This window comes from Streptomyces sp. NPDC023723 (assembly GCF_040639815.1).
GTDB lineage: Bacteria > Actinomycetota > Actinomycetes > Streptomycetales > Streptomycetaceae > Streptomyces.
In genome coordinates this window covers 21734-35431 of the sequence record NZ_JBFAAP010000046.1, presented here as the reverse complement: position 1 = coordinate 35431, position 13698 = coordinate 21734, and the positions used below count along the sequence as shown (strand labels likewise).

General features: G+C 71.2%; 13 protein-coding genes. 8 read left to right on the top strand and 5 right to left on the bottom strand.

Features of this window, described 5'->3' with window-relative positions; genetic code table 11:
* Positions 1–21: 21 nt before the first annotated feature.
* Positions 22–567 carry a helix-turn-helix domain-containing protein gene (locus tag AB0G32_RS31925; protein WP_361171241.1) on the bottom strand — a complete coding sequence of 182 codons (546 nt, stop codon included), beginning with the start codon at positions 565–567 and terminating at the stop codon, positions 22–24.
* A gap of 99 nt (positions 568–666) precedes the next feature.
* On the opposite strand from AB0G32_RS31925, the gene AB0G32_RS31920 reads away from it, so the two are divergent.
* Positions 667–1677 carry an NADP-dependent oxidoreductase gene (locus tag AB0G32_RS31920; RefSeq protein WP_361171238.1) on the top strand — a complete coding sequence of 337 codons (1011 nt, stop codon included), beginning with the start codon at positions 667–669 and terminating at the stop codon, positions 1675–1677.
* A 92-nt stretch (positions 1678–1769) separates the two neighbouring features.
* On the opposite strand, the gene AB0G32_RS31915 is transcribed toward AB0G32_RS31920, so the two are convergent.
* The 3 genes from AB0G32_RS31915 to AB0G32_RS31905 all read right to left on the bottom strand — a co-directional run bounded on the left by AB0G32_RS31915 (position 1770) and on the right by AB0G32_RS31905 (position 3770).
* A complete protein-coding gene (locus AB0G32_RS31915; protein ID WP_361171235.1) occupies positions 1770–2027 on the bottom strand; it encodes a hypothetical protein in 258 nt (85 codons plus the stop codon).
* Entirely contained in the window at positions 2024–2473 is a 450-nt protein-coding gene (locus AB0G32_RS31910; protein WP_361171232.1) for a hypothetical protein, read from the bottom strand. The genes AB0G32_RS31915 and AB0G32_RS31910 overlap by 4 nt, the downstream gene beginning before the upstream one ends.
* Before the next feature lie 94 nt (positions 2474–2567).
* Positions 2568–3770, bottom strand: a complete 1203-nt coding sequence (locus AB0G32_RS31905) for a helix-turn-helix transcriptional regulator (protein ID WP_361171229.1) — start codon at positions 3768–3770, stop codon at positions 2568–2570.
* 229 nt (positions 3771–3999) lie between these two features.
* Between AB0G32_RS31905 and AB0G32_RS31900 the strand changes: the two genes are divergently transcribed.
* The 7 genes from AB0G32_RS31900 (at position 4000) to AB0G32_RS31870 (ending at position 12155) form a co-directional block, all read left to right on the top strand.
* On the top strand, positions 4000–5052 hold the full coding sequence (locus AB0G32_RS31900; RefSeq protein WP_361171226.1) for a BMP family ABC transporter substrate-binding protein: 1053 nt from the start codon (positions 4000–4002) through the stop codon (positions 5050–5052).
* A 190-nt stretch (positions 5053–5242) separates the two neighbouring features.
* On the top strand, positions 5243–6295 hold the full coding sequence (locus AB0G32_RS31895; protein ID WP_361171223.1) for a BMP family ABC transporter substrate-binding protein: 1053 nt from the start codon (positions 5243–5245) through the stop codon (positions 6293–6295).
* Positions 6296–6470: 175 nt separating this feature from the next.
* On the top strand, positions 6471–8084 hold the full coding sequence (locus AB0G32_RS31890) for an ABC transporter ATP-binding protein (protein ID WP_361171299.1): 1614 nt from the start codon (positions 6471–6473) through the stop codon (positions 8082–8084).
* Complete coding sequence (locus AB0G32_RS31885) at positions 8084–9205, top strand: ABC transporter permease (protein ID WP_361171220.1); 1122 nt, start codon at positions 8084–8086, stop codon at positions 9203–9205. Before AB0G32_RS31890 ends, AB0G32_RS31885 begins: the two co-directional genes overlap by 1 nt.
* Positions 9202–10476 (top strand): ABC transporter permease, encoded by a 1275-nt coding sequence (locus tag AB0G32_RS31880; RefSeq protein WP_361171217.1) that lies wholly within the window; start codon positions 9202–9204, stop codon positions 10474–10476. Before AB0G32_RS31885 ends, AB0G32_RS31880 begins: the two co-directional genes overlap by 4 nt.
* Entirely contained in the window at positions 10473–10865 is a 393-nt protein-coding gene (locus AB0G32_RS31875) for a cytidine deaminase (protein WP_361171214.1), read from the top strand. Before AB0G32_RS31880 ends, AB0G32_RS31875 begins: the two co-directional genes overlap by 4 nt.
* Before the next feature lie 12 nt (positions 10866–10877).
* Entirely contained in the window at positions 10878–12155 is a 1278-nt protein-coding gene (locus AB0G32_RS31870; RefSeq protein WP_361171211.1) for a thymidine phosphorylase, read from the top strand.
* An 85-nt stretch (positions 12156–12240) separates the two neighbouring features.
* On the opposite strand, the gene AB0G32_RS31865 is transcribed toward AB0G32_RS31870, so the two are convergent.
* Entirely contained in the window at positions 12241–13161 is a 921-nt protein-coding gene (locus tag AB0G32_RS31865) for an AEC family transporter (RefSeq protein ID WP_361171208.1), read from the bottom strand.
* Positions 13162–13698: the final 537 nt, after the last annotated feature.

The following is a 13698-nucleotide window of genomic DNA, read 5'->3' as shown; positions in this document are numbered from 1 at the left end:
AACGCGTCGCGCCGCCGTGCTTCAGCGCGTGAGAACCGCGTCGGCGATGACGTCGAAGAGATGGTCGGCGCGGGCGGCCAGCGCCGGCTGGTCGCCCGCCCAGGCGAGCGCTCCGGCCAGTGCGTAAAGGTCGGTGCCGTCGATGTCGGTCCGGGCCACGCCGTCCGCCTGGGCGCGGGCCAGGAGCCGGGCGCCCGCGGCCCGCATCGCCACGCACGAGGCGTGCAGCGCGGAGTCCGGGTCCTCGATGGCGGCCACCATCGACGCGATGACGCCCTGGTAGTCGGTCGCGCACGCGACGAACGCGCGCAGCCAGGTGCGCAGCGCGTCACCGGCCGGGCCGGCCCCCTCCAGCTCGGCCGCCTCTGCCGTGAGCTGGTCGAACCCGGTCCGCAGCAGGGCTTCCAGCAGGGCCTCCCGGGTGGGGAAGTGCCGCTGCACGGTGCCCAGCCCGACCTCGGCCCGGCGGGCGATGTCGCGCAGCGACGCACCGGCGCCCTCCTCGGTCACGACGGCGCTCGCGACCGTCAGCAGCCGCTCGTAGTTCTTCCTGGCGTCAGCCCGCACGAGCCCTCTCCTTGCTAAGCGGGTCAGTGACCCGTATATTCGGATCACTGACCCGCTTAGGGTATTCCACCCGCGTCGAACAGGAAAGCGCAGGAAGTCATGCCCACACGCACGATGAAGGCGATCCGGCTGCACGGCTACGGCGGCCCCGAGGTACTGCGCCACGAGGACGTCCCGGTCCCCGAACCGAGGCCGGGCGAGGTGCTGGTCCGGGTGCGCGCGGTGGGCGTCAACCCGCCCGACTGGTACCTGCGCGAGGGGATGACCGTGATGCCCGCGCACCTGCGGCCGAAGATCACCCTGCCCGTCGTCCCCGGCACCGACGTGTCGGGCGTCGTCGAGTCCGTCGCCGAGGACGTGACCGGCTTCGCGCCGGGCGACGAGGTCTTCGGCATGCTCCGCTTCCCCGGCTTCGACGGCAGCGCCTACGCCGAGTACGTGGCCGCGCCCGCCGCGGACCTGGCCCACAAGCCGGCCGGCCTCGACCACGCGCACGCCGCCGCAGCGCCCGTGGCGGGACTCACCGCGTGGCAGTTCCTGCTGGACCTGGGCCACGACCACCCGTCCCCCTTCCAGCCGCACCGCCACCGCCCCGTCCCCCTCGGCCCCGGCACGACGGTCCTGGTGAACGGCGCCGCGGGCGGCGTGGGACACCTCGGCCTGCAACTGGCGAAGTGGAAGGGCGCGCACGTCGTCGCGGTGGCGTCCGGCACCCACGGACCGTTCCTGCGCGACCTCGGCGCCGACGAGGTCGTCGACTACACCAGGACCCGCCCGGAGCAGGCCGCCCGCGACCTCGACCTGGTCCTGGACACCGTCGGCGGCCCCACCGCCCACCGCTTCCTGCGCACCCTGCGGCGCGGCGGCGCGCTGTTCCCGGTCTTCTTCGGCGAGTTCGACCCGGCGGAGGTCGAGCGGCGCGGGGTGACGGTCTCGACCACCCAGGTCCGCTCGAACGGCCCGCAGCTCGCCGAACTCGGCCGCCTGCTCGACACCGGCACGGTCCGCGTCGCCATCGACAGCAGCTTCCCGCTCGCCCGCGCCCGCGAGGCCCACGAACGAGCCGCCCGGGGCCATATCCAGGGCAAGATCGTCCTCACCGACGGGTGACGCGATCCACCCACCCAGGAGCAGTCCGGGAAGCGCCAGAGCGGCCGGGCACCGGACCGGCCGGGTCATGGCCGGAGGCGGTCCCGTGTCGCTCAGCCGCGCGGAGTCCGGTCCCGGTAGTGGGACTGGACCCGCACCATGTGGTCCAGCTCCGCGACGCACAGCCCGCAGCCGTACACGTCACCCGTCGCGCCGGGCGTGGACACGGAACCGATCCACAGCACGCGCACCCCCTCGCGCCGGCAGTACAGCCAACAGGCGCCGGTCAGCCACGGGTTTGCGTCGTCCGTCCGCGCGGTGAGCGGCCACGCGTCGCGCCACGGGTGCGTGACGGCGGGGGCGAAGATCACGCCGGGGCCCCGTTCGCGCGTGCCGAGTCCTTGACGTGCAGAAAGCCCCCCGCCTTCTCGATCTCGCGCGCGACCTCGTCGTACTCCTGCCGCACGGCCGAGATCATCGAGCGGCACGCCGTGAGCACCGCCCCGGCCTCCCCGCTCCGGACGCGCTCGACGGCCTGTTCCAGCCCCTCCCGCCCGTGCGGCGGCAGCAAGCCCGCCCGCTCCTCGATCACGTCCGTGATCCCCCACCCGAACGCCTCGGCGTACTCCGTGCACTCCTCGCGAGGCCCGGCGATGTTGCTGCCGGGAGCACCGCACACATAGATCACGCAGCGGAACCGCTCGATCGGCGAAATGCCCGCCGCCGCGTCCGCCAGTGCCCGCCGCCGTCTCAGATCGCCCTCGGTACGGCGGGTCCGGGCTCGTTCCTGCGCCTGTGCGCTCTTGTCGCTGACCATGTGCCAAGCGTGCCCGCACGATCACGTACGGTGAAGTGATGAGGCGTACGACGGGACGAGGTTGCCCGACCCCGACTCGTACGCTCCGTAGCACTCACGCGAGCAACGGCACGCCGATCACTTCGCTGATCCTGCGCACCCGAGTCGTCGACACCTTCGCCAGACGCTTGCCGATGACACCCGGCAGCGCCTGATGCCTGACCCACTCCGGGGCGTCGAGCCCCACCTCGATCAGGGTGTCCCCGGCCTGGTCGTGGAGACCGGCCGCGCACTGGGCGAGCGCGACGTCGAGCTTGTAGCGGTTGCGGGCGAGTTTGGGCATGGACGGCGGCAGTTCGGTGTGCGCGGCCAGCCGCAGCGCCCGGCCGTGGTTCCCGAGCGCCACGGCGATCCCCACGGCTTCCGTGTTCGCGGCGGTGGGGCCGAAGTGTGTGCCGAACAGCGCTTCGTCGCCGCCGAGACGGGCCGCCGCCGCGTGTGCCTGCGACAGATAGTCGTCCGCGGAGGCGGCGTTCCCCCCGCGCGAAGCGGCCACGGCCGCGGAGATCATCAGCCGGCCGTACGCGAGCAGTTGGGGCCGGGAGGCCCGGCTGAACGACGGCTCGATCCGCAGCGCCGCCTGCTCGGCCACGGCGACCGCCCTGGAAAGTCTGGCGCTTCGCAGGTAGATCCACGACAGCGTGGATTCCAGGAGCGCGCTCAGCACCTCGTCCCCGGAGTTCTCGGCCAGGTGGCGTGCCGACGTGAGCGCGCTCAGGGCGAGGTCCCGCCGGCCCAGCAGGATCGCGGCCGAGGAGGCGAACTGGTACGTGCTCGCGAGGACGGAGCCCAGTCGCTCGCGTTCGTACCCGGCGGCCTGCCCGTACCGGACGCGTCCTTCCGGCAGGACCTTGGCGACGAGTCTGCTGAACTCCTCGTAGTCGCCTCGCCAGTAACTGGCGCACACGCGGTCGTGCATGGTCGACAGTTCACGCAACCCGCTCGGCTCTTCCGCGCCGTCCCAGACACCGAGGGCACTGTCGTGGACGGCGTCGGAAAGCCGTCGCACGGCGGCCCGGGTGCCGCTGTCCATCCCCCGCCGCGGCGCCTGCTGCCCCAATATCACCGCCACGTCCGTGTTCAGCGCGTGGGCGAGCTTGAGCAGCGAACCGACGGACAGCTCCCCGCGGTCCTGCTCGGCCTTCTGCACCAGGGCCAGCGACAGCCCCGAGGCGTCGGCGAGTCCCTGCTGGGTCAGATCGGAACCCCGCAGGTGCTTGATGCGCTTACCGGTCGTCAGGTCGGCCCAGTCGCTCACGGTCACCCCAGTGGGTTCGCTCCGGCTTGCTTCCCTTCGATGGTACGGGCGTTCCGGTCTCCCACGCCCCTTTCCGCCCCCTTCGACCCCCTGGTTCACCACCCCGTAACGCCCTCCGCCACGAATGGATAACGGCCCCGCAGAACCCCGTTCCCAGGACTTTCTACGCGCGTTAATGTGCGCCGAACCGGGCGCCAGCCGCGGGGACTTGAGGGATGGGGAACTTCAGATGCGTCGGACACCGAGACTGACCGGCACCGTGGTCGGCATCGCCGCGCTCGCGCTCGCGGCCACCGCCTGCGGCGGCACCAGCACCGAGGACGGCGGCGACGACGGCGCCAAGGAGAACAAGGGGCTGGCCATCGCGTACGACGTCGGCGGCAAGGGCGACCAGTCCTTCAACGACGCCGCCTACGCGGGCCTGGAGCGGGCGAAGAAGGAGTACGGCTACCAGACCGCCGACATCGAGCCCACCGACGGCGAGACCGACGCCGACAAGGAGCAGCGGCTCGCCTCGCTGGCCAAGCAGGGCTACGACCCGGTGATCGGCATCGGCTACGCCTACGGCACCGCGATGCAGAAGGTCGCCGCCGACTACCCGGACACCACCTTCGGGATCGTCGACTCCGTGGTCGAGGCCGACAACGTCGCCTCCCTCGTCTTCGCCGAGAACGAGGCGTCCTACCTGGCCGGGGTCGCCGCCGCCAAGGCGACGAAGACGAAGACGGTCGGGTTCGTGGGCGGGGTCGACGTACCGCTGATCCACAAGTTCCAGGCCGGGTACGAGCAGGGCGTCGCCGACACCGACCCCAAGGTGAAGGTGATCTCGCAGTACCTGACGCAGACCGCCGAGGAGGGCGGCTTCTCCAGCCCCGACAAGGGCAAGGCCGCCGCCGAGGGGCAGATCGAGAAGAAGGCCGACGTCGTCTACCAGGCGGCCGGGCTGTCCGGGCAGGGTGTGATCGAGGCCGCCGCCGCGAACAAGGTGTGGGCGATCGGCGTCGACTCCGACCAGTACGAGCAGGAGGCCCTCGCCAAGTACAAGGACTCCATCCTCACCTCCGCGCTCAAGGACATCGACGGGGCGGTGTTCGCGCTGGCCGAGTCGGTCGAGGACGGCAAGCCGCTCACCGGCACCAAGACCTTCGACCTGAAGTCGGACGGCGTCGGCCTGTCCGACAGCAACCCGAAGTACGCCGAGGTGGCCGGGCTCACGGACGCCGTCGACGCGGCCAAGGAAAAGATCGTCAGCGGCGACATCAAGGTGAGGACCGAGCCGTAGAAACACCCCGCCCACCCCTGCCGGGCGTCACGGAACGCCACCTCGCGTTTGCTCCCGGCAAGGGTTGGGCACGGCCCGATAACAAGGTGGACAGAAGGGGTTTTCAGGCAGGTCTACGCGCGTTAATCTGCGGCGAACCCAGCGCCGCAGCCGAACCCCGTCCGGCGCTTGTACGACAGGAGCACCACACATGCGCCGGATTTCCCGGATCACGGTCGCAGGCGCAGCGACCGCCTCCCTGGCCCTCGCGCTCGCCGCCTGCGGTGGTACCTCGACCTCGTCCTCCTCGTCCTCGGACGCGAAGGACGACAAGGGCCTCGCCATCGCGTACGACGTCGGCGGCAAGGGCGACCAGTCGTTCAACGACGCGGCCTTCGCCGGCCTGGAGCAGGCGAAGAAGGAGTTCAAGTACGAGACGGCCGACATCGAGCCCACCGACGGTGAGACCGACGCCGACAAGCAGCAGCGGCTGGAGTCCCTGGCCAAGCAGGGCTACAACCCGGTCGTCGGCATCGGCTACGCGTACGCCGCCGCCCTCAAGGGCGCCGCGGCGAAGTACCCCGACGTCACCTTCGGCATCGTGGACGACTCCACGATCGAGGCCAAGAACGTCGCCGACCTCGTCTTCTCCGAGGAGCAGGGTTCCTACCTGGCCGGTGTCGCGGCCGCCAAGTCCACGAAGACCAACGTGGTCGGTTTCGTGGGCGGCGTGGACGTGCCGCTGATCCACAAGTTCCAGGCCGGCTTCGAGCAGGGCGTGAAGGACACCAACCCCAAGGCCAAGGTGATCTCGCAGTACCTGACGCAGACCGCCGAGGAGGGCGGCTTCTCCAGCCCCGACAAGGGCAAGACGGCCGCCGAGGGGCAGATCGAGAAGAAGGCCGACGTCGTCTACGCCGCCGCCGGGCTGTCCGGGCAGGGTGTGATCGAGGCCGCCGCCGCGAACAAGGTGTGGGCGATCGGCGTCGACTCCGACCAGTACGCGCAGGAAGCCCTCGCCAAGTACAAGGACTCCATCCTCACCTCGGCGATGAAGGACGTCGCCAAGGCGGTCTACAACCTCGCGAAGTCGGTCGAGGACGGCAAACCGGAGACCGGTATCGTTCGGGGCGATCTGAAGACCGGTGAAGTGAGCCTGGCGGACTCCAACCCCGAGTTCGCGGACGACACCGACCTCCAGGAAGCCATCAACACGGCCAAGGAAAAGATCATCAGCGGCGACATCAAGGTCAAGAGCAGCTGACATCCGGCAGCACCCGCACCGTGCCACCACCGCGGTGGTGCAGCCGCTCGGCGGGGTACGGGAAGGCGTCCGCGAGGGCGTCCTCCCCGTGCCCCGTCGCAGCAGATGCGCCACCGCCTCGATGCCGTAGGGGCGCTACACGCGTAGACGGCCCCCGTCCCCAGGAGAGTGCGCCATCAACGCGTCCAGCAGCCCTCCGGCCTCGGCGGCGGCCGGCGGTCAGCCGACCGCCGTCGAACTCGCCGGGATCACCAAGCGTTTCCCGGGCGTCGTGGCCAACCACGACATCCACCTCACCGTCCGCAAGGGCACCGTGCACGCCCTGGTCGGCGAGAACGGCGCCGGCAAGTCGACGCTGATGAAGATCCTCTACGGCATGCAGAAGCCGGACGAGGGGACCATCGCGATCGACGGTGAGCAGGTCGCCCTCGCCTCGCCCGCCGACGCGATCGTGCGCGGCATCGGCATGGTCCACCAGCACTTCATGCTCGCCGACAACCTCACGGTCCTGGAGAACGTGGTCCTCGGCAGCGAGAAGCTGCACGGCATCGGCGGCAGGGCCCGCCGGAAGATCCAGGAGATCTCCGAGCGCTACGGCCTCGACGTCCGCCCCGACCTGCTGGTCGAGGAACTGGGCGTGGCCGCCCGGCAGCGGGTGGAGATCCTCAAGGTCCTCTACCGGGGCGCCCGCACCCTCATCCTCGACGAGCCGACCGCCGTACTGGTCCCGCAGGAGGTCGACGCCCTCTTCGCCAACCTGCGCGAGCTGAAGTCCGAGGGGCTCTCCGTCATCTTCATCTCGCACAAGCTGGGCGAGGTGCTCTCCGTCGCCGACGAGATCACCGTCATCCGGCGCGGCACGACGGTCGGCACCGCCGTCCCCGCCGAGACGACCCCGCGCCAGCTCGCCGAGATGATGGTCGGCAGCGAACTGCCCACCCCCAAGACCGCCGAGTCCACGGTCACCGACCGCCCGGTGATCACCGTCGACGGGCTGCGGCTGGCCGCCCCCGGCGGCAAGGCCCTGCTCGACGACGTCACCTTCACCATCCACGCCGGTGAAGTCCTCGGCATCGCGGGCGTCGAGGGCAACGGGCAGACGGAGCTGGTGGACGCGCTGATCGGCCTGCGCGCCCCCGACGCCGGCACGATACGGCTGGCCGACGACGAGATCACCGGCTGGACCACCCGCAGGCGCCGCGAGCGCGGCGTCGGCTACATCCCCGAGGACCGCCACCGCCACGGCCTGCTCCTGGAAGCCCCGCTCTGGGAGAACCGCATCCTCGGCCACGTCACCGAGAAGCCCAACGCCAAGGGCGTCTGGCTGGACATCAAGGCCGCCCAGGACGACACCCGCCGCATCGTCGAGACGTACGACGTGCGCACCCCCGGCATCGACGTCACCGCCGCCTCGCTGTCCGGCGGCAACCAGCAGAAGCTGATCGTCGGCCGCGAGATGAGCCACAAACCCCGCTTCCTGATCGCCGCCCACCCCACCCGGGGCGTGGACGTCGGCGCCCAGGCCGCGATCTGGGACCACATCCGCGAAGCCCGCCGCGAGGGCCTCGCCGTCCTGCTGATCTCCGCCGACCTCGACGAACTGATCGGCCTCTCCGACACCCTCCGGGTCATCTACGACGGCCGGCTCGTCGCCGACGCCGACCCGGCCGCCATCACCCCCGAGGAACTCGGCTCGGCGATGACCGGCGCGGCCACCGGCCACCTTGAGCACGACGAACGCGACGAGCCCGGGACTTCCGAAGCCGCCGGGAAGGACGAGGCCCGCTGATGAAGAAGTTCGACAAGGAGCGCGTGCTCCTCGCGGTGGCCGGACCGGTCATCGCGCTCGCCGTGGCCTTCGTGCTGAGCGCGATCGTGCTGATCGCCTCCGGCAAGAACCCGGTGGAACCGTTCGCCCTGATGTTCGAGCAGGCCGGGTTCTCCGACATCCAGGTCCTGATCATCAACCAGGCGTCGATGTACTACATCGCCGCCCTCGCGGTCGCCATCGGCTTCCGGATGAACCTGTTCAACATCGGCGTCGACGGCCAGTACCAACTGGCCGCGATGATGGCCGCCGTGGTCGGCGCGCACGTCGCCCTCCCCGGCGTCCTCCAGATCCCGCTGCTGCTCCTCACCGCCGTCCTCACCGGCGCCCTCTGGTCCGGCATCGCGGGTGTACTGAAGGTCACCCGGGGCGTCAGCGAGGTGGTCGCCACGATCATGCTGAACTCCATCGCCACCGCCGTCATCGGCTACCTGTGGCTGCCGGACGTCTTCGGCGTCAAGGTCGGCAACAACAACACCACCGGCGAGATGCACGACTCCGGCTGGGTCCCCGGCATCGACATGGGCGCGGCCGGCGAGATCTACGGTCTGGTGATCCTCGCCGTGCTGCTCGGCATCGGCTACTGGGTGGTCCTCAACCGCACCCGCTTCGGCTTCGACCTGCGCGCCTCGGGCGCCTCCGAGACGGCCGCCGCGGCCAGCGGCGTCGACCCCAAGCGCATGGTGCTGACGGCCATGCTCATCTCCGGTGGTCTGGCCGGCCTGGCGGGTCTGCCGATCCTCCTCGGCGACACCCACACCTACAGCCTCAACTTCCCCACCGGCATCGGCTTCCTCGGCATCGGCATCGCCCTGCTCGGCCGCAACAGCCCGGTCGGCATCGCGTTCGCCGCCCTGCTGTGGGCCTGGCTCGACAAGGCCAGCCCCGAGCTGGACTTCCACGGCTACGACAAGGAGATCGCGGTCATCATGCAGGGCCTGATCGTGCTCTCCGTGGTCGTCTCCTACGAGGCGGTCCGCGAGTGGGGCCTGCGCCGCCAGCAGCGCCGGGTCGGCGCCGAACTGGCCGCCGGGCACGTCCTGGGCGCCGACAACACCGAGAAGGAGGTGGCGGCGCGATGACCGCTCCCCTCATGGCGAACGACCTGAACCAGCCGACCATGAAGCCGGCCGCCCCCACCGGCCGCCGCCTGTCCCTGCCCGTCCTCCTCCTGGTCATCGCCGGAGCCCTGGCGCTGACCTCGATCGTCCGCATCGTCACCGGCGCGGACGGCATCACCAACGTCAGCCAGATGTCCACCGCCCTCCAGCTCGCCGTGCCGATCGGCCTCGCGGGCCTCGGCGGCCTGTGGGCGGAGCGCGCGGGCGTGGTCAACATCGGCCTCGAGGGCATGATGATCCTCGGCACCTGGTTCGGTGCCTGGGCCGGCTTCCAGTGGGGCCCGTGGACCGGCGTCCTGGTCGGCATCATCGGCGGCGCGCTCGGCGGTCTGCTGCACGCCGTCGTGACGATCACCTTCAACGTCAACCACATCGTCTCCGGCGTCGCCCTCAACATCCTCGCCCTCGGCGCCACCCGCTACCTGGCCCCGCTCGCCTTCGAGGGCCACCAGGGCGGCTCCGCCAAGCAGTCCCCGCCGGTCGACTCCCTGGGGAGCTTCACCGTCCCGGGCCTGTCCGACGGCCTGAAGTCGCTCAACGACCACGGCTGGTTCTTCGTCTCGGACATCGCCGGCCTGCTCGGCGGCCTGGTCACGGACGTCTCCTGGCTCACCCTCATCGCGGTCGCCCTGATCCCGGCGAGCTGGTGGATCCTGTGGCGCACACCGTTCGGCCTCCGGCTGCGCTCCTGCGGCGAGAACCCGGTCGCCGCCGAGTCCCTCGGCGTCAACGTCTACAAGTACAAGTACCTCGCCGTGATCATCTCCGGCGGACTGGCCGGTCTCGGCGGCGTCTTCCTCTCCATCGTCGCCAACCCCTTCTACCTGGAGGGCCAGACCAGCGGCCGCGGCTACATCGGCCTCGCGGCGATGATCTTCGGCAACTGGATGCCGGGCGGCCTGGCCATCGGCGCCGGCCTGTTCGGCTACACCGACAGCCTCAACCTGCGCGGCGGCTCGGCCAACGTGCACGCCCTGCTGCTGCTCGGCGCGCTGCTGCTGCTGGTGGGCGCGATCTGGCTGGCGGTCCGCAGGCAGTACGTCAAGGCCGTGATCACGTTCGTCGTCGGCGCGCTGGTCTTCGCCTGGTACGCGGGCACCAACGAGGTCCCCAACCAGGTGGTCTCCGCCACGCCGTACGTCATCACCCTCATCGTCCTCGCCCTGTCCGCGCAACGCCTGCGGATGCCGAAGGCGGACGGCATGCCGTACCGGAAGGGGCAGGGCAAGTGACCGGCGCCGACTGGGAGTCGCTGCGCCAGGCGGCCCGGGCCGCCATGTCCCGGGCGTACGCCCCCTACTCCGGCTACCCGGTCGGTGCCGCGGCCCTGGTCGACGACGGCCGCACGGTCACCGGCTGCAACGTGGAGAACGCCAGCTACGGCCTCGGCCTGTGCGCCGAGTGCGGCCTGGTCTCCGCCCTGCTGAACTCCGGCGGCGGCCGGCTGACCCACTTCACCTGCGTCGACGGCCACGGCGAGATCCTGGTCCCGTGCGGCCGCTGCCGCCAGCTGCTGTACGAGTTCGGCGGCGCGACCCTGCTCCTCGAGACGCCGGACGGCGTCCTGCCCCTCGCCCGGATGCTCCCGCAGGCCTTCGGCCCCGACCACCTCACCAAGTAAGGAACACCCGGCATGGACGTCATCTCCGTCATCCGCACCAAGCGGGACCGCGGCGCGCTCAGCGACGAGCAGATCGACTGGGTCATCGACGCGTACACCCGCGGGGAGGTGGCCGACGAGCAGATGTCGGCGCTGGCGATGGCGATCCTCCTCAACGGCATGAACCGCGCCGAGATCGCCCGCTGGACGGCGGCGATGATCGCGTCGGGCGAGCGCATGGACTTCTCCGCCCTCTCCCGCCCGACCGCCGACAAGCACTCCACGGGCGGCGTCGGTGACAAGATCACCCTGCCGCTGGCCCCCCTGGTCGCGGCCTGCGGAGCGGCCGTGCCGCAGCTCAGCGGCCGGGGCCTCGGCCACACCGGCGGCACGCTGGACAAGCTGGAGTCGATCCCCGGCTGGCGCGCGCTGCTCTCGAACGAGGAGATGCTGGCGGTCCTCGACGGCGTCGGCGCGGTGATCTGCGCGGCCGGCGACGGTCTGGCCCCGGCCGACAAGAAGCTGTACGCGCTGCGGGACGTCACCGGCACGGTGGAGGCGATCCCGCTGATCGCCTCCTCCATCATGTCGAAGAAGATCGCGGAGGGCACCGGCTCGCTGGTCCTGGACGTGAAGGCGGGCAGCGGCGCCTTCATGAAGACGGTCGAGGACGCCCGGGAACTGGCCCGCACGATGGTCGGCCTCGGCACCGACCACGGTGTGCGGACCACCGCCCTGCTCACCGACATGTCCACCCCCCTCGGGCTGACCGCCGGCAACGCCCTGGAGGTCCGCGAGTCGGTCGAGGTGCTGGCCGGCGGCGGCCCCTCGGACGTCGTCGAACTCACCCTCGCGCTGGCCCGCGAGATGCTCGACGCGGCGGGCCTCCGGGACGCCGACCCGGCCAAGGCACTGGCCGACGGCTCCGCGATGGACGTCTGGCGCCGCATGATCGCGGCCCAGGGCGGCGACCCGGACGCGCCCCTGCCCACCTCGAAGGAACAGCACGTGGTCAAGGCCGCCGCCGGCGGTGTCCTGACCCGCCTGGACGCCTACGACATCGGCGTCGCCGCCTGGCGCCTCGGCGCCGGACGCGCCCGCAAGGAGGACCCGGTGCAGGCGGCGGCGGGCATCGAACTCCACGCCAAGCCCGGCGACGAGGTCCGCGCCGGCCAGCCCCTGCTGACCCTGCACACGGACACGCCGGACCGCTTCGGGTACGCGCTGGAGGCGGTGCAGGGCTCGTACGACATCGCGGCGCCGGGCACGGAGTTCACGACGTCACCGGTGGTCCTGGAGCGCATCGTCTGACCTGGCGAAGTGCCGGTCCCGTTCGGGGCGCGCGGGGCCGGCACCGCCGCCGACGAGACCGGCACCCGTGGCCGCGGTGGCCGAGTCAGCCCAGTACCGCCGCGACCACTATCAGCACCGGCACCGCCACCACCGTGGACACCAGCACCACGTCCCGGGCCAGCCGCTCGCCCACCCGGTACGCCGACGCGTACGTGTACATGTTCTGCGCGGTCGGCAGGGCGGAGGTCACGACGACGTCCAGCAGCCGGGCGTCCCGCAGCCCGAACACCCCGGCCGCCAGCGCCCAGGCGACGGCCGGCTGTCCCACCGCCTTGAGGACCACCGCCAGCAGCACCGGATTGCGGTCCGGCCCGCGGAACGGCATCGCGCTGCCGCACAGGGATATCCCGAACGCCATCAGGACCGCCGGCACGGACATGTTGCCGATCAGCGTCAGCGGGTCCATGACCGGGGCGGGCACGTGCAGCCCGAGCGCCGCCACCGCCACCCCGGCCAGCGAGCCGACGGCTATCGGATTGCGCAGCGGGGCCAGCAGCCGCGACCACGGCGACCCCGACCGCTCCTTGCTCGCCAGGTCCAGGAACGTCATCCCGATCGGCACGACCACGATCAGCTGGAACAGCAGCACCGGCGCGACCAGCGAGGCGTCGCCCAGGACGTACACGGCGATCGGGATGCCGAGGTTGCCGGTGTTGACGTAACCGGAGCACAGGGCGCCGATGGTGATCCGTCCGGTGCCCCAGCGACGTACGACGCCGACCGCGATGAAGACCCCGGCCACCGCCGCCGTACTGAGCGCCGTGACCAGCAGGCTGCTGGAGAACACCACGGACAGATCGGCCTGCGCACAGGTCGTGAACAGCAGCGCGGGGGACGCCACATGGAAGGCGAGTTTGGTCAGCACCTCCCGGCCCTGGTCGCCCAGATACCCGCGCCGCCCGAGCAGATACCCCACCCCGATCACGACCGCGATCACCGCGAACCCGGTCAGCACGCCTTGCACGGCACCCCCTGAGCAGGGCGGAGGTCACCGGGCAGCGCGTGGGGAGGGGATATGTGCGGCATACAGCAAACCTTCTGCCGAAGAGGCCGCGCGGGTCAATGCGGATCCGGCGGTACCACAGGGGCGGCCGCGCAGGACGTTCACGCTGGACGTCACGGGGGCGAGGACGGGCCGGGAGGGCTTCGACGCCTTCCGGCGGTCCTTCGAGGCGCAGACCGGTGAGCCCTGGCCCCTGCCTCGCTCGACCTCGGCGAGCGCGGGGACTTCCGGATTAGGGTCCGCGGTGCGGTCGCGCACGACACGCAGATCTCCGACGTCTACCGCGAACGCTCCCTCGGACACCCCACGGTGGCCCGCGAAGACGGCGACCGGTTCGAGGTGCACCTGGTGCGGCGCGGTACCGAGGCGACCGTTCTGCTCCTTCCCACCACCGTGTTCGGCCGGGTCAGTTCGACTACACCGAGCCCCGGCTGGCTCCCGCGCTCGCCCGGGCCGCCATGGACCTCGCAGACGGACACCGCACCGACCCCGACCTCT

Bases quoted from the DNA above. Each gene is read 5' to 3' on its own strand.
- AB0G32_RS31920 (WP_361171238.1), top strand. From the start codon at position 667: ATGCCCACACGCACGATGAAGGCGATCCGGCTGCACGGCTACGGCGGC.
- AB0G32_RS31910 (WP_361171232.1), bottom strand. From the start codon at position 2,473: ATGGTCAGCGACAAGAGCGCACAGGCGCAGGAACGAGCCCGGACCCGC.
- AB0G32_RS31900 (WP_361171226.1), top strand. From the start codon at position 4,000: ATGCGTCGGACACCGAGACTGACCGGCACCGTGGTCGGCATCGCCGCG.
- AB0G32_RS31895 (WP_361171223.1), top strand. From the start codon at position 5,243: ATGCGCCGGATTTCCCGGATCACGGTCGCAGGCGCAGCGACCGCCTCC.
- AB0G32_RS31885 (WP_361171220.1), top strand. From the start codon at position 8,084: ATGAAGAAGTTCGACAAGGAGCGCGTGCTCCTCGCGGTGGCCGGACCG.
- AB0G32_RS31880 (WP_361171217.1), top strand. From the start codon at position 9,202: ATGACCGCTCCCCTCATGGCGAACGACCTGAACCAGCCGACCATGAAG.
- AB0G32_RS31870 (WP_361171211.1), top strand. From the start codon at position 10,878: ATGGACGTCATCTCCGTCATCCGCACCAAGCGGGACCGCGGCGCGCTC.